Source organism: Micromonospora sp. NPDC049201, assembly GCF_055586805.1.
This window is the reverse complement of the sequence record NZ_JBVJHM010000006.1, coordinates 322,420-346,031: the sequence shown is the minus strand read 5'-3', so window position 1 is coordinate 346,031 and position 23,612 is coordinate 322,420. Positions and strand designations below refer to the sequence as shown.

The following is a 23,612-nucleotide window of genomic DNA, read 5'->3' as shown; positions in this document are numbered from 1 at the left end:
GCGGGGGCGCGGCGGAGCGTCCGTCAGCGCGGAGCTATGCGGAGTTGCGCCATCTGCGGCCGTGCCGGCCGATGAGCCGGTCGGCGTCGGTCGGCCCCCAGGAGGCGGCCTCGTAGGTGGGGATCGGCGTGTCGTCCTTCTCCCAGTTCTCGATGATCGGATCGACGATCCGCCAGCACTGCTGCACCTCGTCGCTGCGGATGAAGAGTGACGCGTCACCGATCAACGCGTCCAGGAGCAGCCGCTCGTACGCCTCCGGGGACTCCTCGACGAACGTCTGGTCGTACGAGAACTCCATGGTGGCGGTGCGGACCCGGAACGAGTGGCCCGGCACCTTCGCGCCGAAGCGCAGCGAGATGCCCTCGTTCGGCTGGATCCGCAGGATCAGCGCGTCGGCTTCGAGGCCGGTGAGCTGGTCGGTCGGGATCGGCAGGTGCGGCGGGCGCTGGAACTGCAACGCCACCTCGGTGAGCCGGGCCGGCAGGCGCTTGCCGGTACGCACGTAGAACGGCACCCCGGCCCACCGCCAGTTGTCCACGTTGAGCCGCAGCGCGGCGTAGGTCTCGGTCCGCGACAGCGGGTCGACGCCCGCCTCCTCGCGGTAGCCGGCCATCAGTTCCTCGCGGGTGCCGCCCCGGGTGTACTGCCCGCGGACCGCGGCCTCGGCGATGTCCCGGTCGGTGGGGAGCCGGATCGCCTGGAGCAGCTTCACCTTCTCGTTGCGCAGGCCCTCGGCCTCGAACGAGGCCGGCGGCTCCATCAGGGCCAGCGCGAGAACCTGGAGCACGTGGTTCTGCACGATGTCCCGCATCGCGCCGGCCTCCTCGTAGAAGCCGCCGCGGGTGCCGACGCCAAGGGTCTCCGCGACGGTGATCTGCACGTGGTCGACCCAGGAGCGATCCCAGATCGGCTGGAAGATCGAGTTCGCGAAGCGCAGCGCCAGCACGTTCTGGACGGTGTCCTTGCCCAGATAGTGGTCGATCCGGAAGACCTGGTGCTCGTCGAACGCGCTGTGCACGACGGCGTCCAGCTCCCGGGCCGTGACCAGGTCGCGCCCGTACGGCTTCTCGATGACCAGGCGGGAGAAGGAGCCCTCACGCGGCCGGTTGAGCCCGACCCCGGCCAGCCCGTTGATCACCGGCTCGAAGGCGCCGGCCGGGGTCGACAGGTAGAAGAGCCGGTTGCCGGACGTGCCCCGCTGCGCGTCCAGCTCGTCGAGGGTCTCGACGAGCCGCTTGTAGGTCGCCGGGTCGTCGTAGCCGCCGGCCACGTAACGTACGCCGCCTCGGAGCTGGCGCTTGTCGGCGAGTTCGCGCCCGCCGAGGGCGCTCTCGGCGAACTGCTCGTCGGTCATCGGCGTACGCGCGACGCCGACCAGCGCGAACTGGTCCGGGAGCCGCTCGTGTCGAGCCAGGCTCTCGACTGCGGGCAGCAGCTTGCGTCGGGTCAGATCACCGGAGGCGCCGAAGATCACCAGCGTGGCCGGCGGGGCACTCCGCTCCTGGATGAGCTGAGATGCGTGGTCCATGGTCTGCGTTCCTCCGGGCACTAGGGGTGTCGGGGTCGGGTGGGGCCGCGCTGCCATGCCTGAGATTGTGCGACTGATGCGGTCGCGCCGGGGCCACGCGACGTTGCTCCCTTGGTCGAGGAACCTGAGCGTCGCATGCCGTCCTGGAGGGCCGGCGGCTCGGTGGCGGGTTCGGTGCGTCGCGGTGGCCCCGCCCGGACGTCCGGCCGCGCACCCGCACGCCCTCCAGCGGGTTAACGAAAAAGAAACACCCTGGCCACCAATTTCGAGCAAAAACCGGCTGATCCACCGGTCAGTGAAGTGGTCGAATCGAAGTTGACCAAACGCTGGCGCATCGTCTTTCGTCATTGCATAATGGCTCCGCCGCACCGCCACTCCCGGCGTGCCGACGCCGAGTGGAGGCCATCCTTGAAGCGCGACAAGTCGCCCGTCCTACCCGGGTCCGGCACCACCGACTACGCGCGTTACATGCGCACCGACGTGCTGCTCGGACTGCAACGAAACCCGGACGAGGTCATTCACCGCGACGAGTTGCTGTTCCAGGTGGTGCACCAGTCCAGCGAGCTGTGGTTCAAGCTGGCCGCCGCCGAGGTGACCGAGACGACCGCCCGGGTGGCCGTCGGCGACCTGGCCGGGGCAGCGGCACTGCTGGCCCGGGCCACCCTCGCCGTACGCCTGGTCACCGACCAGTTGGAGATGCTGGACCACCTGTCCCCCGCGGACTTCCAGGCGATGCAGCCCGCGCTGGGCAACGGATCCGGCGCCGAGTCGCCGGGCTGGCGGCACGTCCAGGCGGCCAGCCGGAAGCTCGACCGCGCCTTCGCCGACCACCTTGCCGCGCACGGGTCCACCGCGGTGGACCTGCGACCAGGAGACCGCACGGATCCGGCATGCCGGCTCGCCGAGACGATGGTGGAGTGGGACGAGCGGGTGGCGTTGTGGCGGTTCCGGCACTACCAGGTGGCGCTGCGGGTCGGGGGCCATGCTCCGGCGGGCGCGCCGAACAGTTCGGCGACGGTGCTCGCCCGGCTCGTCGAGCACCGGTTCTTCCCGGACCTGTGGCAGGCCCGACTCCACACCCCCGGTGGCAGCCCCGGGACCGACCCGCTCTGACGGCCCGCGTCCGACGCAGGGTCTCCGGTGCACCTGCGTGACAGTCGTCCTCACCCCCGAAGGGCTGCCCGTGCGCGAATTGACCAACTGGTTGTCCGGAACGACGGACCCCCGCACTTTTCCCTACGCGGCGGTGCTGCGAGAATTCCACCGGGTCGGCAAACACTTCGTCGACCCGCGACTACTCGAACTGCTCGACGGAGCGCGGCAACGCCTCGCCGCCCCCGAGCGGACCGGGAGCGGTGCGGCACCCGGGCTCCTGGACGACTTCCTCGACGCCACTCTCGACAAGTGGGACGGGCGATACGACTACCGAAGTTATCTGGCGCTGCGGCTGCTGCGGTTGCCGACCGGCGAGGACGAAGCGGTCGCGACCGGAGGCGACGACACCACCACGCGGCGCGACCGGGACCGGCTGTTCGTCCGACTGGTCGCCGACGCGGTCGCGTTCGAGGTCACCGCTGCCCGGGGCGCCGCCGACCTGTTCCCGCTCCGGCGTCCCGCGTGGGCGGTGGTGGCCAAGCGCTGCCGGCTCGGCACCCGGGCCGCCGCTCCCGCGCTGCGGCGCCTCGGTCACCCGACGTGGCCTGAGGACACCGCTCCGGCTGATGCCGCAGCCGCACTGCACGCCGTCGCCGCCACCCTCGATCCCCCGTCGGACCTGTCGCTGCGGTTGAGCATGCTGCCGGTGCACGTGACACACGACGAGTACCTGTTCATCCGGGTGCTTCAGGCCTACGAGTGCCTGTTCGCCGCACTCGTCGACGAACTCGACGCCACCGTCGCCGCGCTTGCCGACCTCCGGCCCACCCCCGCCGCCGACCGACTGGCGTACGCCCGCGACCTGCTCGACGACGCCGGTCCGTTGTTCTCGCTGCTGGCGACCATGCAGCCGGAGTCGTTCCAGACGTTCCGGCAGTACACCGAGGGGGCCAGCGCCATCCAGTCCCGCTCCTACAAGCGGGTGGAGTCGCTCTGCCGGACCCCGCTCCCGGGCCGGCTGGACTCGGTGGCGTACCTGTCGGTTCCGGAGGTACGGGCGCGGGTCCGGGCCGGCCGGGCGACGATCGACGAGGCGTACCGCGCGGCCGTGCGCGACGGTCGACTCGACGGCCCGGGCCGGCGGCTGGTGGTGCGGCGGATGGAGGAGTTCGCCGCCGCCCTGCTCCGGTGGCGGCGCACCCACCACCGCATCGCCACCCGGATGCTCGGGCAGCGTTCCGGCACCGGCTACACCGAGGGCACGCCCTACCTGGCGGCGGTCCGGGACGTGCCGGTGTTCACGTCCGTCGACCGCCGGCCCGGCCCGTTCGAACCGGTGGGAGGGCAGCGCGCATGAGCCCACCCGAATCGGGACCTGGCAGCCCGCCACGGTGCCTCGACGAGGCCACGCACGCCGCGCTGCGGGCCGAGTTCCCGGTGCTGCGCACCTGTGTGTACCTGAACAGCAACTCCACCGGCGCGGTGCCGGCCGGGGCGGAGACCGTGCTGCGCGACTACTGGGAGACGCTGCGCACCTGGCGCGACGACGTCTGGCAGGGCTGGCACGTCGGCCTCGACCGGTACGCCCACTCGGTGGCCCGCCTGCTCGGCGCGCCACCGGGCAGCGTGGTCACCGACGGAAACCTCAGCACGCTGCTGGCCCGGGTGGCCTCCTGCTTCGACTACCGTCCGCCCCGCGACCGCGTCGTCACCACCGACCTGGAGTACCCGACGGTCCCGTTCATCTTCCGGGCGTTCCGCCGCTACGGCGCCCGACTCGACGTGGTCGGCGACGGCGGCCCCCACCTCGACCAGGACGCCCTGGAAGCCCGTCTCGACGAACGGACGCTGCTGGTGTGCGTGTCGCACGCCAGCTTCACCTCCGGCGCCACGGTCGACCTGGCCCGCCTGGTCGCCCGCGCGCACGACGTCGGCGCGCTCGTCGTCGTCGACGCCTTCCAGACCGTCGGAGTGGTGCCGCTGGACGTCACCGCCCTCGGCGTCGACATCGTGCTCGGCGGCGCGCACAAGTGGCTCTGCGGTGTCGGCACCGCCTTCCTCTACGTCCGGCCGGAACTGGCGTCGACGCTGGAACCGGCGGCCACCGGCTGGCAGGCCGGGGACCGGGCGTTGACGTTCCAGCCGTCCGACGGATGGGCGGCCGGCGCGCAGCGGTTCGCCGGCGGCACGCCGTACCCGCTCACCGCCCTGATCTCGCAGGTCGGCCTCGACCTGCTGGCGGGCATCGGCGCCGACGCCGTCCGGGCGCACTCGCTGGTCCTCACCGGGCGGGTCCTGGACCGGGCCGCGGCGGCCGGGATCCGCGTGGTCAGCCCCACCTCACCCGAGCGTCGCGGCGGCGTGGTCTGCCTCGACGTTCCTGACGGCGAGGCGGTCAAGCGCCGGCTGGCCGCCCAGGGGCTGATCGGTAGCTGGCGCGGCTACCTGCGGATCGGACCGCACGTCTACAACACCCTCGACGAGGTCGACGCGTTCATGGACGCGCTGACGAAGGAGCTGCCCCGATGACCGTCGCCCTCTCCCCACGGGCGCTGATGAGCCTGCTCGCGAACGGCCCGAAGGCCATGGACGTGCTGGCGACCGCGTTCGACACCGGGCTGCTCGACGCGCTGGAGCCCGGCCCGGCCCGCCTCGACGCGCTCGCCACGCAGTTCCGGATGCGCCCGTTGCGGCTGTACAAGTTCCTCGACTGTCTGGAGAGTCTCGGCCTGCTGACCCGGGAGGCGTCCGGCGACGACATCGGCGCCACCACCTACCGGACCCTGCCCGGGTTGCGGGACACGGTCGCCGCGGTGGTCGGTCCGGACGCGGTCGAACGGGACCGCGACCGTTACCCGTGGCGGCTGCTGCACGGCCGGCTCACCGAGAGCCTGCGCGGCGAGGTCAGCATCGGCGACGACGACTTCGCCTGGCCGCCCCGGACCGACGCCCAGACCGCCGAGTTCGAGCGCAGCATGGCCGTCGGGCTCGGCCCGGTGCGCGAGAGCGTCGGGCGGCACGCCGACACGCTCTGGTCGGACCGCCGACGCCTGCTGGACGTCGGCGGCGGCGACGGCACGCTCGCCGCGCACATTTTGGACAGCGCGCCCCACCTGCGGGCCGACGTCTACAACCTGCCCGCCGTGGCGCCCCTCGTCGCGGCCACCCGCGTCGCCCGCGGCCATCCGGACCGGCTCGGCTTCGTCGGCGGCGACTTCCTGGCCGAACCGCTGCCGCCCGGCTACGACGCGCTGTCCTTCGTGCGCGTCCTGCACGACTGGCCCGACGACGTCGCCCGCCGCCTGCTGGAGCAGGCGTACGCCGCCCTGGAGCCGGGCGGGCTGATCGTGGTCAGCGAGGAGTTCCGCACCCCGGACCGCCTGGCCATGCAGTTCTTCTGGAGCTACTTCCTCATCGGGGTGGACACCTGCGTCAGCCGGCTCCGCGAGACCGACTTCTACACCACGCTGCTCGGCGAGATCGGCTTCGCGCGAACGGCGGTGCTGCCCGGCACCTGGGAGCTGATCATCGCGTACAAACCGTCCACGGCCGGTTGACGGGCCCGTCCCGCCTCACGCCGGCACACCGGAGACGACATCCGCGACGTTGCCCTGGTAGCAGGTCGTGGTGGAGATGGCGGGGGCGGTCACGGCCGGGCCGGAGACGACGTACCGCTGGCCGGTCTGCGCGTTGCGGCACTGGATCTGGACCCGGTAGGTGCCGGTGTCGCACTGGGCGGTGCCACGGCCGTAGTAGTGGTTGCTGCCCTCGTGGACCCACTCCGCCCAGGAGACGCAACCGGTGACGCCGGTCGTCGGCAGTGGATCGTCGACGGGGTACACGCCCTCGGCGACGTTGCCGCTGTAGCAGGTCGTGGTGGCGGTGCCGGGCGCGTTCACCGCGTACCCGCCGTAGACGACGTATCCCACCCCGGTCTGGAGGCTGCGGCACCGGAGCTTGACCTTGTATCGGCCGCTGGTGCACTGCACGTTGCCCCGGCCGTAGTAGTAGCTGTTGCTGCCCTCCTGCACCCACTCCACCCACGTCGTACAGCCGGAAGCCGCGGCCTGGGCGCTCAGGTCGACCCGGGTGGTCGCGCCGGCCGGGGCCGGCGCGGCCAGGACGGAAAGGCCGAGCATCGTCGTCGCCATCAGCGAACGCGCATACCTCGTCACACACGCCTCCTGAAAGAGTGGACGGACGTCGATACTACAACTGTTCGTGACCGCGTGATCAGATCTGCGTGACCGGTGCCGACGGCTGCGGCCCGCGGCGTCGACACCGTCCGGGTGGCCCGGCCCCGCGGAGCCGGTACACCCGGGACGGCACGGCTCAGGGGGTGTACGGGGTGTCGGTGTGGCTCAGCTCGGTGACCGTGACGCCGGAGAGTCGGTAGACGGTGGTCCGCCTCGTGTTGAGCTCGGCCATGGACGCGTCGTCGGACCGGGTCAGCCAGACCACTGTGGCCTTCTGCCCGGTGATCCCGATCGAGGTGACCGGGGTCCGGTCGCCGAGGTCGACCACCGTGCGGTAGGCCGGCTTCCCGGCCGCGTTGTGCCAGAAGACGACGCTCCAGAACTGGCCGGTCCCGCCGGTGCGCACGACCACCGCACGGGCGGCGTCGGCGGCCTTGTCGCCGTCCAGGTCGCCGATCCCACAGGGCTTCTGGAGTGCGACGCCGGTGCCGTCCTCACCGTTCCAGATGCCGTCGAGCAACGGAATGTGGTCGGTGTGGTCGTAGAACGGCGCCTTCGGGCTGCCCAGGTCGGCACCGGCGAGCTGACCGCAGGTCAGCGCCGGGACGACCTTCGGCGGGGCCGGTTGCGGGTCGCTCGCCGGCTTCGCCGGCGCGGACGCGGCCGACGTGGGACTGTCGGCGGTCGGCGCGGGCGAGGTGGCGTCCGGTGTCACCTCGTCGGCCGGAGCTGCGGCAGGCGCGGTGACGGCGGTGGTGGCGGTGGAGACAGGGCCGGAGTCGCCGGCACACCCGGTGGAGAATCCGAGCAGGGTGAGGGCGACGACGATCGGCAGGGTCCGGCGCATCAGCGGGCGGTGTCCTCTCTGAGATGGTGCCCGCACCGTACGGAACCGGTGCCACCCCACCGGTTCCGTACGGGCGCCCCGCGGCATGCCCCGCCCGGGATCAGGCCGCTGGTCGCTCGTCGTCGGGGACGACCAGGGTCAGCCGGCGACGCCGGGCAGCGAGGAACAACACGCCGCCGGCCGCCAGCGCCGCGACGCCGATGCCGCCGATCAGTCCGGCCTGCGGCCCGGTGACGGGCAACCCGCCGTCACCGCCGCCGGCGCCACCACCGCCGTCCGCGTCACCATCACCGCCGTCACCGTTGCCGCCGTCACCGTTGCCGTTGCCGCCGCTCTTCGCGGCCAGCACCACGGCGAACCCGTCCCGATTGTCGCTGCCGTCCACGTCGGCCACCCGGGCGGCGACGGCGTTCGCGGGCAGTTCGGCTTGCGCGGCCTTGGTGCGGTCGTTCGTCGGCCGCTCGGCGAGGCCCTCCACCCGCACGGTTCCGCCCGGCAGCGTCGCCGGCGCGCTGGCGGACGCCGAGGTCGTCACCAGGTTGTACAGCTCGACCGCCGAGTAGACCGTGTCGTTCGGATCGGTGTCCTCGACGGCCGGCACGAGGGTGAGGCCCTGGTAGGTGCAGACCGCCGACCGCCCGGCGTCGGCGAGCACACACTGGGTCGGCCGCCTGGTGAAGGTGACCCCCTCGGGCAGGCGCAGCGTGACCCGCACTCCGCTGACCGCCTTCCGGCCCTGGTTGGCGATGGTGTGCCACACCGCGCCCGTCTCACCGGGGTTCAGCGTGCCGGTGGGCTCGGGCGTGCCGCCGGCGCCGATCCGTACGGACTGCTTCACGTCCCGGGCGACCACCGAGAGGTCGGCGCTGGGCTGGTCGACCAGCTCCAGCGGGAACCATCTGGTGTTGTCGGCCGGATTCGCGTCCTTCTCCGGGCTGATGGTGACCGTGACTTCGAACCTGCCCCGGTAGGGCCCCGCCGCGCCGAAGACGGTGGCGTCGACGGGAACGTCGACGGTCTCCCCCGGCCCCGGGATCAGCTCCGGCAACAGGTCGCAGTAGAACCCCCCGAAATCACCGTCGCACTCGCCCACCCCACCCGAGTGCCAGATCAGGGCGACCGGCAGGGGCTCCGGGAGGCCCTCCGGCGGCTGGCGGACTCTGACGACGACACTGCTCGGGGTCTCGTCCCCCCGGTTGCTGATCTTCAGGTGGACGACCTTCTTCTCGACCCCCCGCGTGATCCTCGTCCCGGACGCGTCGACCGCGAGGTCCGGACCCTTCTTCGCCGCCTCGGCGGGACCGGCGGGGACAGCCACCCCGGCGAGGAGGAACAGCGCGGCGGCAGTTCGCGACAGCCGCCGACGACCACAGCTCATGGCACAACCCTTCCGGACGTGCGGACAGTGTGACTGAGAACACTATCGACAACCGGCTGCCACCAGTGCCCCTCCGGAAGCGGCCACCGGAGACCGCCCGGTTCCTCGTGCGACGCCGCCTCGGCGGCTCAGTCCGGGCGATCCACGTCGGCCGCGGGCGCACCCGGGCCGGGCCGGGTGGCCACCTGGTCGGGGCGGAGTTCGGCGTGGCAGGCGCCGCAGCGGTAGGCGGCCCGCACCGGCCCTCCGCAGCCGTCGTGCACCAGCAGCCGGGGCGGGCCGCCCGGCTCGGGGTAGTGGCGGTCGCCCCACCACATGAGCTGGGCGACGACCGGGGTCAGCTCCCGACCCTTGGCGGTCAGGTGGTACTCGAAACGCTCGGGTCGCTGCTGGTAGGCGCGGCGTTCCAGGACACCCTCGGCGACGAGGAGGCGGAGCCGCTGGGTGAGCACGGTCCGGGTGACCCCGAGGCTGGCGACGAGTTCGTCGAAGCGGCGCCGGCCGACCAGGACGTCCCGGAGGACGAGCATGGTCCAGCGCTCGCCGACCACCTCCAGGCTGCGGGCGAGCGAGCAGGTCTGGTGCGCGTAATCCTGGCCCAGCATGAGGCGGCCAACCCTACACCCAGTGAGTTGCGTGAAGCGACTCACCGATCCTACGGTGAGTCGCGTGATGCTACTCGCTCGGTGCCCGGCATCCGGCGAGCCACCTCTGCCGGAAGGGCGACCTCCGCCATGACCACATCCGAGACCCACCCCACCCCCGCCGCCTCCCGCAGCCGCGCCCACCAGCGGTTCCTCGAACGGTACGGTCCCACCGCCCTGGTCACCGGCGCCTCCTCCGGCATCGGCCGGGAGATCGCCCACCGCCTCGCCGAACGCGGTCTCGATCTGGTGCTGGTGGCCCGCCGCGAGCCCGAGCTGCGGGAACTGGCCGCCGACCTCACCGCGCGGCACGGCATCGACGCGCAGGTGCTGCCGCTGGACCTGGCCCGGCCGGAAAGCCTCGACGCGCTCGCCGCCGCGACCGCCGGCGCCGACATCGGTCTCTGCGTCGCCGCCGCCGGCTTCGGCACCTCCGGCCCGTTCGTCGCCGCCGAACTGCCCCGCGAACTGGAGATGCTCCAGGTCAACTGCGCCGCGACGCTGGCCCTGAGCTGGCTGTTCGGCCGACGGTTCGCGGACCGGGGCCGCGGTGGGATCATCCTGCTCAGCTCCATCGTCAGCTTCCAGGGCGCGCCCAACGCGGCGAACTACGCCGCCACCAAGGCCTACGTCCAGACGCTGGCGGAAGGACTGCACGCCGAACTCAGACCCCACGGGGTCGACGTGCTCGCCTCCGCGCCGGGCCCGGTCGCCAGCGGCTTCGCCGACACCGCCGGCATGCGCATGGGCAGGACCCTGACCCCCGAGGACGTGGCGCAACGGTCACTCGACGCGCTCGGCCGCCGGGCCACCGCCTTTCCCGGACTACTCTCCCGCATCCTCAAGGACAGCCTCGCCCCGCTGCCGCGCCGGGTCCGCGTCCGCGTCATGGGTGGGGTCATGGCCGGCATGACCAAGCACCGCCGCTGACCCTCCTCAGCTTCGCGATCGTGGTCGGGGCCCGGGGGTCGCGGGCAATCTCGGCGAGGATGTCCCGGGCGACGGGCCGGTGCGTGATCTCGGCCGGTGCGGTGTGCTCGACCTCGGTCACCAGGCGAGCCGCGTTGCCGGCATCTCCGGCATGCAGGTAGGCGCGGGCGACATCGAGCAGATGCGCGGCACGGTGCTCGGCGGGCAGCCACCGCCAACCGGGCCGCGCGACGGCCCGCTCATGTCGGACGACCGCCGCACGAGCCTCGCCGGCTTCGACGGCTGCGTTGGCGCGAGCCAGGTCGACGGCGGTGGGACCGAACCCGGTGCGGTGATGGTCGCACCCGTCACCGACCCGCTGCGCCATGCCGTCGGCCTCGTCGAGCAGTTCGCCGGCGCCGGCCTCGTTCCCGTCCTGCGCCGCCGCCAGGCCGGCCTGGACGAGCAGGGTCCCACACAGGGACAGCTCCGCCGGTGCGCCGTGGTCCAGCACGGGCGGGGCGATCCGGTACGCGGCACCGAGCAGCACCGCCTTCGCCTCCCGCACCCGACCGAGCGCGCGTAACACCTGGCCGAGCTGCACGGCCGCGACGGCCACCAACTCCCGGTCACCGGTGGCGACCAGCATCGCCCGATCCACCGCCAACCACGCCAGCTCGGCATCGCCGAGCTTGAGCAACAGAGAAGCGGTGATCCGGTACGCCTCGACGAGCGGCACCCGACCCGCCACCGGGGCCTCGGCGTGGGTGCGTTGTGCATGGGTGAGCAGGTCCGGCACGAGGTCGACCAACTGCGGGTAGCGGGCGTGCTGGAACGTCGTCCACGCGTACCCCACATCCCGCAGCATCCGGTCCACCGGCACCACCGGGCCACCTCCCGACCTGCCCAACGGGATCTCGTAGCGAGACAGCGCCGCCCTGATCCGCCCGACGCCATCACCGCGACTCGCCACCTCGGCCGCTGCGACGTCCTGGCCGACCAGAGCGGCGGTGTCGATACGAAGCACTCGGGCGATCTCCTGAAGCGTCGAGAGCTTGTCCAGCGACCGGACGCCGCGTTCGACCTTGTCCACCCAACTCTTCGACTTGCCTAGCCGGTCGGCGAACACCTGCTGCGACAGCTTCCGCCGACCCCGCCAGTACGCCACCCGCCGTCCGACCGGCAACAGCTCAACGCTGCCCACGACGCCACCGCCGATCCGGTACGGCCCGGGTGGTCTCCTCCACCGGGATGCGGTCCGCCTCCGCCTCTGCCAGAAGCCGCCGCTTCGCCGCCTCCCGCTCGACCACCTGGATCTGCTCACCCCGGCTCACCGCAGAATCGTCGCCCTTGCCCGACATTCCCCACCTCCGCCTGCAGAAAGCGGCGGCACAGCGACCGTCGCAGCTCCACAGTGCCGTCGATATGTCACCTGCCGCGACGGCACAAGAACCGACAACTCGGCCACATCGCCGGCGACATTTAGGCGACATGACGCTAGGGTGGCGGTCATGACCGCCCCCAATACCGCGTTACGCGCCGTCCGCACCGGAATGCGGATGAGCCAGGACGACTTCGCTCGCGCCCTCCAGGCCGCCGGCCACCGCGTCGGCGAACCCAACGACGCCAACAAGCGGCTCATCCAGCGATGGGAGTCCGGCGCGATCGCCGCGCCGCGCCCCGTCTACGCCCGCGCGCTGGAAGTCGTCACCGGGCTACCCATCTCGCTCCTGGGCTTCGCCGCAGTGCCCAACGGGCACGTCACCGACGACGACCACGGCGGCCACGATCTGACCTCTTCCGTGTCCGACCTGGCCACGCCCACACCGACGGCCAAGCCCACCTCGGCCCACCGGTCGTACGAGGGCGTGTGGCTCAGCCGCTACCAGTTCTACTCCAGCGGGCGGGGAGACTCCTTCGCCGGACAACACTTCGTCGTGCTGCTCCAGCACGGCGACCGGCTGACCGCGCGCAGCCTGCCCGGCTCGGCGTCATCGTCGCTCTCGCTCGACCTGAGCGTGGACGGTGCCGTCGTCACCGGCACCTGGGTCGAGCAGACCGACCCCACCGGCTATTACCGGGGCGCCCGATACCACGGGGCAATCCAACTCATCGCTGAGCCCACCGGCCGACGGATGGCCGGGAAGTGGATCGGCTTCGGCAAGGACATGGACGTCAACACCGGTCCTTGGGAGCTTGTCTTCCGGGACGCGTCGACATCCAAGGCGACGCTCGATCGCTACAACACGCGAGCGATGTAGCGCGGCTCCGTGGGAGGGTCCACACCACACCTGTCCACCCCGGACGTCCGTCCGGCCAGGTGCGCCCCTCGCTGACTTACTGCTGACCTGTTGCGCGTCGACAGCCTCCCGTGCCCGGTCCCGCCACGCCGGCGGCGTCGATCGTCCGATCCGGCGTGGCTGCGCGAGCGGGGCCCGATGATCCGTCTGGCATTCACCGCCGGGCACAAGGACCACGGAAATGGCACCTGTTCTGCGAGATCGACACGGGGCCGAACCGGGGGCGCCGAGTCATCCGGTCACAGTGGTGACGGGTCGTCGCGCAACCGGCTGCAGAGCCATCCGTCCCGCCAGGCGCCGGCCCGGAACTCGCAGGCCCGCAGGACCCCCTCCAACTGGAAGCCGGCCTTCTCCAGCGAACGCTGCTCGGCGGCGTTCTCGGCATGGGTGCCGGCCTGGATGCGCTGCGCCGGGGTGTGGCTGAACAGGTAGTCGCAGAGCAGCGCCTGGGCCCGCCAGCCGAGACCCCGGCCGCGCCACTCGGGCAGCAGCACGATGCCGATCTCCCAGTACGGCGCCCGCCCGCCGCCCCGGCGCTGCTGGTAGCTGAGGTAACCCGCCGGGACGTCCGGGGGCTCGACCTGGACGATCAGGCCGCCGACCTGCTCGCCGAGATAGCCGTCCTCGGCAAAGCGGCGGCCCGGGGCGGCGGCGTCCCGGAAGCCGGCCCAGTCGAGCCCGATCAGCCCGGGTTCGACCGCGAACCGGCGCAGCATCGCCAGATCGTCCTCGGCCACCGGACGCAGCCGTACGGTCGAACCGGGCACCTCGTGCACGACGCCGACCACCTGCGGATGGGAGCTGTCCATCCTCCGCACCGTAGTGACGGCCCGAACCGCCCGCTGCCCCGCGCAGCGATTCCGCGAGGTGACCACGCCGGGCCGGGGTCCCCGCACGGCGAGGTCGGGAAGGGCGGTCAGCCGGCGGTGCGGTCGAGCAGTTGCAGCAGCTCGTGCGCAGCCAGCTCGACATCCTTGTGGCGCCACTCGGCAGCGCGGTAGACACAGGCGATGAGCCCGGCGCGGTGGACCCGGCGGAAGTCGCCGTAGGCGAAGGCGTAGCGCCCCTTCGTCTCCTCGCTCGCCCCGTCCGTGCAGGCGAGGAACCACTCGCCGTACTCGGTCCACGAGTGCCCGTCGAGGTAGGCGTTCTCGTCGCTCGCCCGGGGTTGCACGGCACCCCAGTCGCTGTCGAGAACGTACTGCCGGGCTTCGATGAGCCGCCGAGCGCGGGCGACGGCCGCGTTGTTCACCGAGTACGACGCCATGGTCGTCAGGATTCCCCGGAGCGCGACCTGCTATGCCTCATGGAGCCGGCGCTTTCGAGTCCACTGTCCGACCGGGCAGGACCTCCGCTGCGTCTGAGCTGGGGTGCCGGGCCCCGTCAGGTACTCACCGGGCCCGGCTGCCCGTGCCGCGTCGCCCGCGAGAGTTCAGTAGTCGCACTCGTCGACCCACGGCATCCGATACCAGGTGGTGTGGGTGTCGATGTAGTAGTCGGCGGCGTAGCCCTCGCCGCCCGGATACACGATGTAGTCCCAGATGGTGTCCCCGTTGACCAGTTCGCCGACGTACTGGCAGACGACGTGCACGGCGGTGCCGGGCGCCAGCGTGGCCTGAAGCCTGCATGAGGTGCCCGGCCAGGGCGGCTTCGTCGGGTGGTAGCAGTCACGGACGTTGACGCCGCTGCCGCCGACGTTGGCGGCGTGCCAGCTGGCATGGGCCGGAGCAGCGGTCAGGCTGAGCACCGTGGCACCGACCGCGACGACCGCGGCGAGCCGCGCCGGGACACGGCTTCGGCGCCGTGCGGTCGATCCGGCAGCGGCATCGCCCCTGTCGCCGGCCCGCCCGCTCCGGGATACGTCTCTGTCGTGGCGCTTGATCCGGAACATCTGCTTCTCCTCCTCGTCGTGCCGCCTCACCGTCCACCCGGCTTTCCTGGTGCGTCGGCGGCTGCCCTCCGTCGAAGCCTCGCCCACGCCCGGCTCTCCGCTCTGGACCGTTGCGCGCGAAGAAAGGCGCGCAACGGCCGCACCCGTACGTGCGCACCGCGATGGCATGTTGACAAGGAGTGACCACCCCGGCACCTTGGGGACATGCTTCCCCTCGCGCCTCGGCGACGGATCGGCTGGATGCTGCGAGCCAACCGGCTTCTGGGGGCAGATCAGCGGCTGCGCTCGGGGCGAGAGTTCGCCCGGGTGTTCGCTGCGGACTCCGGGCGCGACCTGGCCCCCTCGCAGATCACCCGCTGGGAACGCGGTGACCTGCCGGTCAACCGGACCGTGCTCCGTTGCTACGAACGCCTCCTGGGGCTGCCCGAGCTGACCCTCACCACGGTCAGCGACGCCGTGCACCGCTTCTACGGTGACCTCGATGACACCGGGACGCGCCGTTACGAGGGTGACGTGCGGGTCACGGAGACCTCTGTTTCGAGGCGGTGGCACGACCTGCTCGCTCAGGCCCGCGTGCCGTACGCGATGACCGGCGCTGCCTGGGACGAGCTGACCGCGGAGATCGGGCGCCGACCCGGCCTGGTGCTGCACCCGCCCACGCTCTGGGACGAGATGTGCCACCACCTGCTCAGTGAACTCGTCGTCGCCGAGGGTCGGGAGTGGCTGCTGCGACAGGAGGCGATGAGCCGGTTGCTGAGACACCCGGACGGAGGCCCCGCGGCGGTCCGGACCTGCACGGCCATGGTCGATGATCGGGCCGTCCCGGTGTTCATCACTCCGCTGTCCCTGCTGGACGCCACCGCGGATCGGCGCGCGAACCGCTACGTCCTCGACCAGCTCGACAATCCGCACAACGAGTTGGCGCATCAGGGCGCCCTGTTGGCCGCGATACGCAAGCTTCGCGCCGGCCACTTTCGGACAGCGCCGGAATGGCGGCGGCTCACCGCCGCTGCCCGGGGTCTTCTGGCCGGTTCCGGTCCTGATCCGGCGGTGCAGGCACTCAGCGGCGAACTTCTCACCGGGATGGCCCGCCTCCTACCGCACGAGAACGGCCTGCGAGCCCAACTGGCCGCCCTCCACCACGACGGCGGCCCGGCCCTCCCGCAGGGCGTCTCCGCCGACCCGGGAGTCCTTGTCGACAACCTGGTCCGTCGGGCCCGGGGGCTGCTGCCCGTCGAGCCTTCCGACGACGACGACGTGTTTCCCGCCCTGATCGCAGAGGCGATGCACAGCCCCAACGCCGATCTGCGGCTCTACTCCGTCATGCTGGTGGCCGCCACCCCGTACCGCTGGCCATTGGCCTCGGCCGTCCTCGGGGAGATGCCGGGACGTCTGAAGGACTGGGGCCCGGGGCTGGTCGCCTCGACGCTGCGGATGCTGACTCTCCTGAAGACCCCGGACCACCGGGAGCTGGTCTACGGGCTGCTGGTCGACCCGGCGGCGCCGCCACCCCTCCGGCATGCCGCCGCCAGCGCCACCCCCCACTGGCGGGCGCGGATGGACGCCGGACGATGGCAGCGCGTCCTGGCCGCCCAACGGCAGCAGGCGAGGCGAGCGCCGTCAACGCTGGACGACGGCATCCTGCGGGCCCTGACCTACGGCATGGCCACCGACGGCCACCGGGACCTGTTGCGTGAGGTCGAGGCCGGCTCGACGGGCCGGCCGTACCCACCGCAGGCCCAGGCGGTCGCGGACTGGTGGACCCGGCTGCCGCCGCAACTCCTCGCCGCGGCCCGCCGCTGAACGACGGCAGTCCGGCGACGATCCGCGCTGCCGGACCGACGAGACAACCGGTCGCGGCCCCACCGAAGCCGGGCGCGGTCTCGCGGGACGGCCCGGTCCAGGCCCCGGAGCCGGGCGGTCGGTTACGCTGACCCGGTGGCGCCGGACAAGTGGGCACAGTGGCTCCTGACCCGCCGGGACGGCGACAGCGCGGGGCTGCGCGCCCGCCACGCGCGGGATCTGGCGGCGTTCCGTGACGGCGTCCTGGACGGCGCCGCCCTGACGGCCGACGACGTGGTGCTCGACGTGGGCTGCGGAACCGGGCTGATCGGGTTCGGCGCGCTGGATCGACTCGGCCCGGCCGGTCACGTCATCTTCAGCGATGTGTCGCCCGATGTGCTCGACGAGTGCCGGCGCACCGCCGGCGGTGACGTGCGGTGCAGCTTCGTGGTCGCGCCGGCCGACGACCTCACCGCAATCGCTGACGCCTCCGTCGACGTCGTGACCACCCGGTCGGTGCTCATCTACTCCGACCGCAAGGCCGCCGCCTTCGCGGAGTTCCTCCGGGTCCTGCGGCCGGGCGGACGGATCTCCCTGTTCGAGCCCATCAACCGCTTCGCGGAACGGCTCCGGCCGGATGATCTGTTCGGCACCGGCGACTCGCCCGTGCACGACCTGTTCGCCAGGGTCGGCGACGTCTACCGGAGCGGGGAGGCCACGCGACCGATGATGGACTTCGACGAACGTGACCTGGTCGACTGGGCGACGGCCGCCGGCTTCGAGGCGGTGGAACTGGACTACCGCGCCCGGGTCGACGTGCCCGCCGACCCGATCGAGGACTGGGCGGCACTCAAGCGCGCGGCGCCCAACCCCCTGGTCCCCACGTACGGCGAAGCGATCGCCGCCGCCCTGACCGACGACGAGCGCGCACGTCTCGACACGTACATGACCGCCCTGGTCGCGGCCGGCACGCCCACCCGGCGCACGACGGCCACGGCGTTCCTCCGTGCCCGGCGTCCACACCCCGCGACGGCACGGCGTCGAGCAGCACCGGGCGTGGGCACCTAGCAGAGGGGACGACGTGAGCAGCAGGTACATCGTCATTACCGGCGGCCCCGGAGCCGGCAAGACCACGCTGATCGACAGCTTGCGGCGTGCCGGTCACGCCTGCGTCGACGAAGCGGGGCGACAGATCATCCAGGACCAGCTGTCGATCGGCGGCCAGGCGCTGCACACCGGGGACTCACGACTGTTCGCCGAGGTCATGCTGAGCTGGGAGATCCGCTCCTACCGCCAAGCCGGCCGGCATCCCGGACCCGTCTTCTTCGACCGCGGAATCCCGGACCTCGTCGGCTACCACCTCCTACTCGGCCAGCCCGTCCCCGCGCACGTGACAGCCGCAGCACGGCTGTTCCGCTATCACCAGCGTGTGTTCGTCGCCCCGCCCTGGCCGCGGATCTACACCACCGACAGCGAACGACACCAGGACTTCGCCGAAGCCGTGCGTACCCATGACGCGGTGGTCGCCGCCTACACCCAACACGGCTACGAACTCCACACCCTGCCCCGGAGTGACGTCGCCGCACGCGTCACGTTCATCCAACGGCACACCGCCGTGTTGTCCTGACAGCATCAGGCAGACACTGGCGCTACCGGCGGCCACACCGCCGGCGGGGAGTTGCATCGTGGATCCGGCAGTGAGGGCACCCGAGGCCGAGTCGGGCCTGACGTTTTCGAGCGCGTCCGGGCGGTGGACGGTGGCGGCCACGGTGCTCGGGTCCGCGATGGCCTCGATCGACGCGACCGTGGTCGGTATCGCGCTGCCGGCGATCGGCCGGGAGTTCGAGGCCGGGCTGGCCACGTTGCAGTGGGTGGTCATCGGTTACACGCTGACCCTGGCCGGGTTGCTGCTGGTCGCGGGCGCGCTGGGAGACCGGTACGGGCGACGGCGGGTGTTCGTCGCCGGGGTGGTGTGGTTCGCTGTCGCGTCGCTGTTGTGCGCCGTCGCGCCCACCGCCGAGATGCTGGTGGCGATGCGTGCGCTGCAGGGCGTCGGAGCCGCCCTGCTGACCCCGGGCAGCCTGGCCATCCTCCAGGCCGCCTTCACGCCGGCCGACCGCAGCCGCGCGATCGGCGCCTGGTCCGGCCTGGGCGGCGTGGCGACCGCGGTCGGCCCGTTCGTGGGCGGCTGGCTGGTCGCCGTAGGGTCGTGGCGGCTGATCTTCCTGATCAACCTGCCGCTCGCCGCGCTGGTCGTGGCCGTGGCGCTGCGGCACGTGCCCGAGTCCCGTGACCGGGACGCCGTCGGCCGCATCGACGCCACCGGCGGCACACTTGTCACCCTGGGGTTGGTCGGTCTGACGTACGGGCTGATCCAGGGGCCGAGCGCCGGCTGGACGCATCCCGTGGTGCTGGCCTCGGTGGTCGGTGGCGCGGCGGCGCTGGCCGGCTTCCTGGCCTGGGAACACCGCTCGGCGACGCCGATGCTGCCCCTCGGCTTGTTTCGCTCGGTGCAGTTCAGTGCCACCAACGCGATCACCTTCATCGTCTACGGTGCGCTGGGCGGCGCCCTGTTCCTGCTGCCCATCCAGTTGCAGCAGGTGAGCGGGTACACGCCGTTGCAGTCCGGCATCGCGCTGCTGCCGGTCACGTTCATCATGCTGCTGTTGTCGGCGCGTTCCGGCGCGCTCGCGGCCCGCATCGGCCCGCGCGTGCAGATGAGCGTCGGACCGGTGCTGGTCGGTGTCGGCCTGGGCCTGCTCGTGCGCGTCGGCCCCGGCGGCACGTACGCCACCCAGGTCCTGCCGGCGGTGATCGTGTTCGGATTGGGCCTGGCCACCACGGTGGCCCCGCTGACCGCGACCGCGCTCGATGCCGCGCCGGCCCACCAGGCCGGCATCGCATCGGCGGTCAACAACGACGTCGCCCGTGCCGCCGGCTTGATCGCCGTCGCGGTACTGCCCGCGGCCGCCGGCATCACCGGCGGTGACTGGCAACAGCCGGCCCGGTTCTCCGCCGGCTTCCATACCGCGGTACTGATCTGCGCGGCCCTGTGCCTGGCCGGTGGACTGCTCGCGGCGCTGACCATTCGCCGGACGACCGGCGCGGCCGCCGCGTCCCCGACCACGCACCTGGTGCACTGCGCGTTGCACGCCACCGACGGCGCCGGTCGGCCGGCCGGCCGCGACCGGCGCCGGCCGTCGGCCCGGCAGCCGCCGCTGGTGAGCTTCCGCGGTACGCGCCTTCGCGGCGGACACGGGCGCGCTGACCTCGGAATCGGCGCTTCGCCTCCGGAGCCGTTCACCTTCCGGCGTCGGCGTCGGTGAGCAGTCGGGCTGCCAGCGCCCGCACCTCGTCCCTGAGTTTGTCCGGCCGGTCGATCGTGAAGGACCAGCCGAGCCCGGCGAGCATCTGTGCCGCACCGTCGAGCCGTTCGACCCGGGCGGTGAGGCGTACGCCGTCGGGCACCTCGGTGAGCGTGCCGACCGACGGTGGGATCCGTCGCTGCGCCTGCGCCAGGCTGGTGTGCAGCACCACGGACATGTCGTGCGCGTACGGCACGGCAGCCAGACCGGCAAGTACCCGCGTGGTGGGGTCGAAGCCGGCCGGGATGTCGAACCGGCCCTGGGTGGGGCGGGCAGTCCCGATGCGGTCGAGCCGGAACGTGCGTACCGCCCGGCGGTCGTGGTCGTGGCCGGTGACGTACCACCGGCCCGCGTGGAAGACCAGCCCGTACGGGTCGAGCTGCCGCTCGCCGGCCCGGCCGCGCCAGGTGGTGTACGTGATGCTCACCGGTTGCTGATGTCGGGCCGCTTCGGCGAGCACCAGCAGCACCTCGATGCCGGGCGGGGCGGGCTTCCGGACCGGTGCGGTGAAGTCCACGGTCTCCAGCAGCGAGTCGATCCGCCGGGCGAGGACGGCCGGCAGTACCCGGCGGATCTTCGCGGTCGCGCTCTCGGCGGCCGCGCCTTCGGCGGTGACCAGCCCCGCCCGGGTCGCGGCGACGAGCCCGAGCATGACGGCGACCGCCTCCTCGTCGGTGAGCATGAGTGGTGGCAGCTTGTATCCGGGCGCGAGCCGGTACCCGCCGTAGCGACCGCGTCGGGCCTCGACCGGGATGCCGAGGTCGGCGAGGTGCGCGGCGTAGCGGCGGACCGTGCGCTCGTCGACGCCCAGCCGACCGGCCAGGTCAGCGACGGTGAAGCCACCGCCGGCCTGGAGGATCTCCAGCAACGCCAGGACACGCGCGGTGGGGCGGGCCAAGAATCTGACTCCTTTCCGGGCGGAATCTGTCCGGTATTGATCGTAGCGTGCACCGCATGACGACCTTCGTACTGGTTCCCGGGTTCTGGCTCGGCGCGTGGGCCTGGCGCCCGGTCACCGCCGCGCTGCGTGGGCACGGCCACGAGGTGTACCCGCTGAGCCTGACCGGCACGGGCGAGCGCGCCCACCTGGCCCGCCCGGACACCGACCTCGACGTCCACGTCACCGACGTGGTCAACCTGCTGCGCTACGAGGACCTGCACGACGTGGTCCTCGTCGGGCACAGCTACGCCGGCGCGGTCGTGACGACCGCCGCCGCCGACCGCATGACCGACCGGATAGCCCAACTGGTCTTCGTCGACACCGGCCCACTGCCCGACGGGGCGACGAACGACGACTTCAACCCACCCCGGGAGCGTGAACGCAACGCGGCGGTGGTGGCCGAACACGGCGACGGCTGGCGGCTGCCACCCCCGCCCTGGGCCGACCTGGCGGCGGGTGCAGCAGATGTGGATGAATCGATCGTCGCGCTGCTCGGTGAGCGGTCGACGGCCCAACCGTGGGCGACCGCCACCAGCCCGGTGCGGCTCACCGGGGCGTGGGAGAAGCTGCCCCGCCTCGGCGTGCTGTCGAGCTTCACCGTCGAGCAGGCACGCGGGATGGCCGCCACCGTGCCGCTGTGTCGGCACATGGGCGGCGACTCGTGGCGGTACGAGGAACTGCCGACGTGGCACTGGCCGATGCTCAGCCGACCGGCCGAGCTGGCCCGGATCCTGCACCGGGCCAGACCGACGGCATAGCCCGCGGCGCCCGGGCGACCAGCACCGAGGTCACCCGGGCGCCGGCGCGCAATCGAGGCGGGGCAGCAAGAGGCCGCAGACGCCGTGCGTGGCGGCCCAGCGGGTCGACTGCCGAGGTTCTAGACCGGGACGAAGGTGGCGGCCAACACCCGCCAGTTGCCGTCCGCACGCACCCACAGCCGGGTGTAGCGCAACCGCGCGGACACGACGGCACCGCCCTGGACGGCATCCACCGCGGCGACCATGCGGGTCACCCCCGTCTCGGCGTCTTCCTGGACGTCGAGCGACTCCTCCACCAGGCTGGTGATGCGCAGGGCTCCCGAGCGGTAACCCTCCAGGTCGTCCTCCTTCGTGAAGACCGAGCCGTCCGGCCCGGCACCCACGACCCGGGGGTGCAGGAGCGCGTCGAGGGCCTCGACATCACCGGCGCGCTGCGCGGCTTGGAGCTGCCGTTCCGCAGTATGGAGATCCATCCGCCGATCCTCTCCAGCGCACGACCGCGGGACAAGCGGATTCGCTCGCGGCAGAACCGCGGTCGCCGAACCGGCCGGTCGCCTCGGGAGCGACCGGCCGACTCGGCTACCCCTGCTAGAAGACGCCGCTTGCTCCGGTGGGGTTACCGAGGAAGGACGTGTTGTAGGCGTAGTGCTGCCCGGTGGTGGAGACCATCACGTAGCCGGGCTGGCCGTCGGTTCGGTAGCTGACATCGGCGATCTCTCCGGTGATGCCGGCCGGTGAGCCGCCCTGGTACTGGGCGTTGCCGTACGCGTAGATCTGTCCGGCCTTGCTCACGAGGACGTAGCCGAGGCCGTCGCTCGTCCGCGACATGGCGACGATTGCCCGGCTGAACCCGGTGGGCGAGCCGCCGAGGTAGGCGGCGTTGCCGTAGGCGTAGACCTGCCCCATCGAGGTGAGCAACCAGTAGCCGCCGCCGTCCGGGGTCATCTCGATGTCGACGAAGCTCCCCGAGTAGCCGCCCGGGCTGCCGCCACGGTACGGCGTGCCGTAGGCGTAGACCTGTCCCGTCGCGCTCAGCATGACGTAGCCCTGGTTGTCCGGCGTCGCGGCCATGGCCACGATCTCCCCGCTGTATCCCGTGGGGCTGCCGCCCTTGTACGGCGCGTTGCCGTAGGCGTAGATCTGCCCGATCGACGTGAGCAGCCAGTAACCTGCCCCGTTCGACGTCACCTTCGCGTCGGTGAAGCGCCCGGAGTAGCCGGTCGGCGAACCGCCGAAGTAGCCGCCGTTCCAGGCGTAGACCTGGCCGGTGCTTGACACGTCGGTGTAGGAGTTCGGGCCGGTGACGTGCACGCCGGCGCCGTTGGTGACCGGTTCCGCGCCGGAGGTCGCACCGATGTTGATCGAGGTCCGGGTCTTCGCGGTGATCACCGTGCCCCGGCCGGCGTTGGCCGAGCACTGGAAGGCGCCGTTCTTGAGGATCTCGAAGTGGACGTGCAGCCCGGTGGAGTCACCGTTGACCGCGGTGTGCCCGATGAGCTGCCCGCGGCTCACCGTCGCGCCGTTGGGAACCAGCGGAGCCGTGGGCGTCTCCCGCAGGTGCGCGTAGCGGGTCGACCAGCCGTTGGCGTGGACGACGTCGAGATAGTTGCCGTAGCCGGCGGGGTCGGCGCCGACGGCGTTCCACCGGACGGTGCCGTCGTAGGCGGCGTACACCTCGGTGGAGGGGCTGCGGGCGATGTCCGTCCCCTTGTGGGTGTGGGTCGGACGGGGCTCGCCGCACGTGCCGGTCACCGTTCCGTTCGAGGGCCACCACAGGTCGCCGTCGGTGGCGGCGGAGGCGGAGTCGGGAGCGAGCGCGCTCGCCATGGCGATCAGCGACGCCACCAGGTTGACCACCGCCACCCGGCGGCCGATCAGTTGAGGTCTCATCCGAGTTCCCTTCTAGCTCGTACGGGTGTTTCGCCAAGCGTCGGCACCGGGGCTCGTCAACGGTGTGGACAGCGAACACAGCCGCCCCG

Annotated in this window: 24 protein-coding genes; 11 read left to right on the top strand and 13 right to left on the bottom strand. The window is 72.1% G+C overall.

Features of this window, described 5'->3' with window-relative positions; all coding sequences use genetic code 11:
* Positions 1-34: 34 nt before the first annotated feature.
* Complete coding sequence (gene zwf, locus ACZ6O5_RS15735) at positions 35-1,528, bottom strand: glucose-6-phosphate dehydrogenase (RefSeq protein WP_281934962.1); 1,494 nt, start codon at positions 1,526-1,528, stop codon at positions 35-37.
* Between the two features lie 408 nt (positions 1,529-1,936).
* On the opposite strand from zwf, the gene ACZ6O5_RS15730 reads away from it, so the two are divergent.
* The 4 genes from ACZ6O5_RS15730 (at position 1,937) to ACZ6O5_RS15715 (ending at position 6,180) form a co-directional block, all read left to right on the top strand.
* Complete coding sequence (locus ACZ6O5_RS15730) at positions 1,937-2,641, top strand: tryptophan 2,3-dioxygenase family protein (protein ID WP_465977706.1); 705 nt, start codon at positions 1,937-1,939, stop codon at positions 2,639-2,641.
* Between the two features lie 70 nt (positions 2,642-2,711).
* Positions 2,712-3,980 carry a tryptophan 2,3-dioxygenase family protein gene (locus ACZ6O5_RS15725; protein ID WP_465977891.1) on the top strand — a complete coding sequence of 423 codons (1,269 nt, stop codon included), beginning with the start codon at positions 2,712-2,714 and terminating at the stop codon, positions 3,978-3,980.
* Positions 3,977-5,152, top strand: a complete 1,176-nt coding sequence (locus ACZ6O5_RS15720) for an aminotransferase class V-fold PLP-dependent enzyme (protein WP_405093272.1) — start codon at positions 3,977-3,979, stop codon at positions 5,150-5,152. Before ACZ6O5_RS15725 ends, ACZ6O5_RS15720 begins: the two co-directional genes overlap by 4 nt.
* The gene (locus ACZ6O5_RS15715; RefSeq protein ID WP_465977705.1) at positions 5,149-6,180 is read left to right on the top strand and encodes a methyltransferase; all 1,032 of its coding nucleotides are present in this window, start codon (positions 5,149-5,151) and stop codon (positions 6,178-6,180) included. Before ACZ6O5_RS15720 ends, ACZ6O5_RS15715 begins: the two co-directional genes overlap by 4 nt.
* Positions 6,181-6,195: 15 nt before the next feature.
* On the opposite strand, the gene ACZ6O5_RS15710 is transcribed toward ACZ6O5_RS15715, so the two are convergent.
* The 4 genes from ACZ6O5_RS15710 to ACZ6O5_RS15695 form a co-directional block, all read right to left on the bottom strand.
* The gene (locus ACZ6O5_RS15710; protein WP_465977703.1) at positions 6,196-6,798 is read right to left on the bottom strand and encodes a hypothetical protein; all 603 of its coding nucleotides are present in this window, start codon (positions 6,796-6,798) and stop codon (positions 6,196-6,198) included.
* 157 nt (positions 6,799-6,955) lie between these two features.
* On the bottom strand, positions 6,956-7,666 hold the full coding sequence (locus tag ACZ6O5_RS15705; RefSeq protein WP_465977701.1) for a hypothetical protein: 711 nt from the start codon (positions 7,664-7,666) through the stop codon (positions 6,956-6,958).
* Between the two features lie 100 nt (positions 7,667-7,766).
* The gene (locus tag ACZ6O5_RS15700; protein WP_465977699.1) at positions 7,767-9,044 is read right to left on the bottom strand and encodes a COG1361 family protein; all 1,278 of its coding nucleotides are present in this window, start codon (positions 9,042-9,044) and stop codon (positions 7,767-7,769) included.
* Between the two features lie 128 nt (positions 9,045-9,172).
* Entirely contained in the window at positions 9,173-9,649 is a 477-nt protein-coding gene (locus ACZ6O5_RS15695) for a winged helix-turn-helix transcriptional regulator (protein ID WP_465977697.1), read from the bottom strand.
* A gap of 129 nt (positions 9,650-9,778) precedes the next feature.
* On the opposite strand from ACZ6O5_RS15695, the gene ACZ6O5_RS15690 reads away from it, so the two are divergent.
* Positions 9,779-10,618 (top strand): SDR family NAD(P)-dependent oxidoreductase, encoded by an 840-nt coding sequence (locus ACZ6O5_RS15690; protein WP_465977695.1) that lies wholly within the window; start codon positions 9,779-9,781, stop codon positions 10,616-10,618.
* Here the strand turns inward: ACZ6O5_RS15690 and ACZ6O5_RS15685 are convergent.
* Positions 10,587-11,801: a helix-turn-helix domain-containing protein gene (locus ACZ6O5_RS15685; RefSeq protein ID WP_465977693.1), complete on the bottom strand. Its 1,215-nt coding sequence runs from the start codon at positions 11,799-11,801 to the stop codon at positions 10,587-10,589. The two genes, ACZ6O5_RS15690 and ACZ6O5_RS15685, sit on opposite strands and share 32 nt — an antisense overlap.
* The gene (locus ACZ6O5_RS15680; RefSeq protein WP_465977691.1) at positions 11,788-11,931 is read right to left on the bottom strand and encodes a hypothetical protein; all 144 of its coding nucleotides are present in this window, start codon (positions 11,929-11,931) and stop codon (positions 11,788-11,790) included. The genes ACZ6O5_RS15685 and ACZ6O5_RS15680 overlap by 14 nt, the downstream gene beginning before the upstream one ends.
* 168 nt (positions 11,932-12,099) lie before the next feature.
* Here ACZ6O5_RS15680 and ACZ6O5_RS15675 point away from each other — a divergent pair, with 168 nt between their 5' ends.
* The gene (locus tag ACZ6O5_RS15675; RefSeq protein WP_465977689.1) at positions 12,100-12,858 is read left to right on the top strand and encodes a helix-turn-helix domain-containing protein; all 759 of its coding nucleotides are present in this window, start codon (positions 12,100-12,102) and stop codon (positions 12,856-12,858) included.
* A 278-nt stretch (positions 12,859-13,136) separates the two neighbouring features.
* Here ACZ6O5_RS15675 and ACZ6O5_RS15670 read toward each other — a convergent pair whose 3' ends face one another.
* From ACZ6O5_RS15670 to ACZ6O5_RS15660, 3 genes are all read right to left on the bottom strand, one after another.
* Positions 13,137-13,706: a GNAT family N-acetyltransferase gene (locus ACZ6O5_RS15670; protein ID WP_465977687.1), complete on the bottom strand. Its 570-nt coding sequence runs from the start codon at positions 13,704-13,706 to the stop codon at positions 13,137-13,139.
* Between the two features lie 107 nt (positions 13,707-13,813).
* Positions 13,814-14,164 carry a hypothetical protein gene (locus ACZ6O5_RS15665; RefSeq protein WP_465977685.1) on the bottom strand — a complete coding sequence of 117 codons (351 nt, stop codon included), beginning with the start codon at positions 14,162-14,164 and terminating at the stop codon, positions 13,814-13,816.
* Between the two features lie 165 nt (positions 14,165-14,329).
* Entirely contained in the window at positions 14,330-14,644 is a 315-nt protein-coding gene (locus tag ACZ6O5_RS15660) for a hypothetical protein (RefSeq protein ID WP_281934990.1), read from the bottom strand.
* Positions 14,645-15,094: 450 nt separating this feature from the next.
* On the opposite strand from ACZ6O5_RS15660, the gene ACZ6O5_RS15655 reads away from it, so the two are divergent.
* The 4 genes from ACZ6O5_RS15655 (at position 15,095) to ACZ6O5_RS15640 (ending at position 19,896) form a co-directional block, all read left to right on the top strand.
* Positions 15,095-16,591, top strand: a complete 1,497-nt coding sequence (locus ACZ6O5_RS15655; RefSeq protein ID WP_465977683.1) for a hypothetical protein — start codon at positions 15,095-15,097, stop codon at positions 16,589-16,591.
* A 135-nt stretch (positions 16,592-16,726) separates the two neighbouring features.
* A complete protein-coding gene (locus tag ACZ6O5_RS15650; protein WP_465977681.1) occupies positions 16,727-17,638 on the top strand; it encodes a class I SAM-dependent methyltransferase in 912 nt (303 codons plus the stop codon).
* A gap of 13 nt (positions 17,639-17,651) precedes the next feature.
* Positions 17,652-18,197 carry an AAA family ATPase gene (locus tag ACZ6O5_RS15645; RefSeq protein WP_465977679.1) on the top strand — a complete coding sequence of 182 codons (546 nt, stop codon included), beginning with the start codon at positions 17,652-17,654 and terminating at the stop codon, positions 18,195-18,197.
* A 70-nt stretch (positions 18,198-18,267) separates the two neighbouring features.
* Complete coding sequence (locus ACZ6O5_RS15640) at positions 18,268-19,896, top strand: MFS transporter (protein ID WP_465977677.1); 1,629 nt, start codon at positions 18,268-18,270, stop codon at positions 19,894-19,896.
* Here ACZ6O5_RS15640 and ACZ6O5_RS15635 read toward each other — a convergent pair.
* Positions 19,871-20,833 carry a helix-turn-helix transcriptional regulator gene (locus ACZ6O5_RS15635; RefSeq protein ID WP_465977675.1) on the bottom strand — a complete coding sequence of 321 codons (963 nt, stop codon included), beginning with the start codon at positions 20,831-20,833 and terminating at the stop codon, positions 19,871-19,873. The genes ACZ6O5_RS15640 and ACZ6O5_RS15635 overlap by 26 nt on opposite strands.
* Before the next feature lie 56 nt (positions 20,834-20,889).
* Between ACZ6O5_RS15635 and ACZ6O5_RS15630 the strand changes: the two genes are divergently transcribed.
* The gene (locus ACZ6O5_RS15630; RefSeq protein WP_465977673.1) at positions 20,890-21,633 is read left to right on the top strand and encodes an alpha/beta fold hydrolase; all 744 of its coding nucleotides are present in this window, start codon (positions 20,890-20,892) and stop codon (positions 21,631-21,633) included.
* A 119-nt stretch (positions 21,634-21,752) separates the two neighbouring features.
* Here the strand turns inward: ACZ6O5_RS15630 and ACZ6O5_RS15625 are convergent, their stop codons facing one another.
* Positions 21,753-22,106: a nuclear transport factor 2 family protein gene (locus ACZ6O5_RS15625; RefSeq protein ID WP_465977671.1), complete on the bottom strand. Its 354-nt coding sequence runs from the start codon at positions 22,104-22,106 to the stop codon at positions 21,753-21,755.
* Positions 22,107-22,221: 115 nt separating this feature from the next.
* The gene (locus ACZ6O5_RS15620; RefSeq protein ID WP_465977669.1) at positions 22,222-23,523 is read right to left on the bottom strand and encodes a murein hydrolase activator EnvC family protein; all 1,302 of its coding nucleotides are present in this window, start codon (positions 23,521-23,523) and stop codon (positions 22,222-22,224) included.
* Positions 23,524-23,612: the final 89 nt, after the last annotated feature.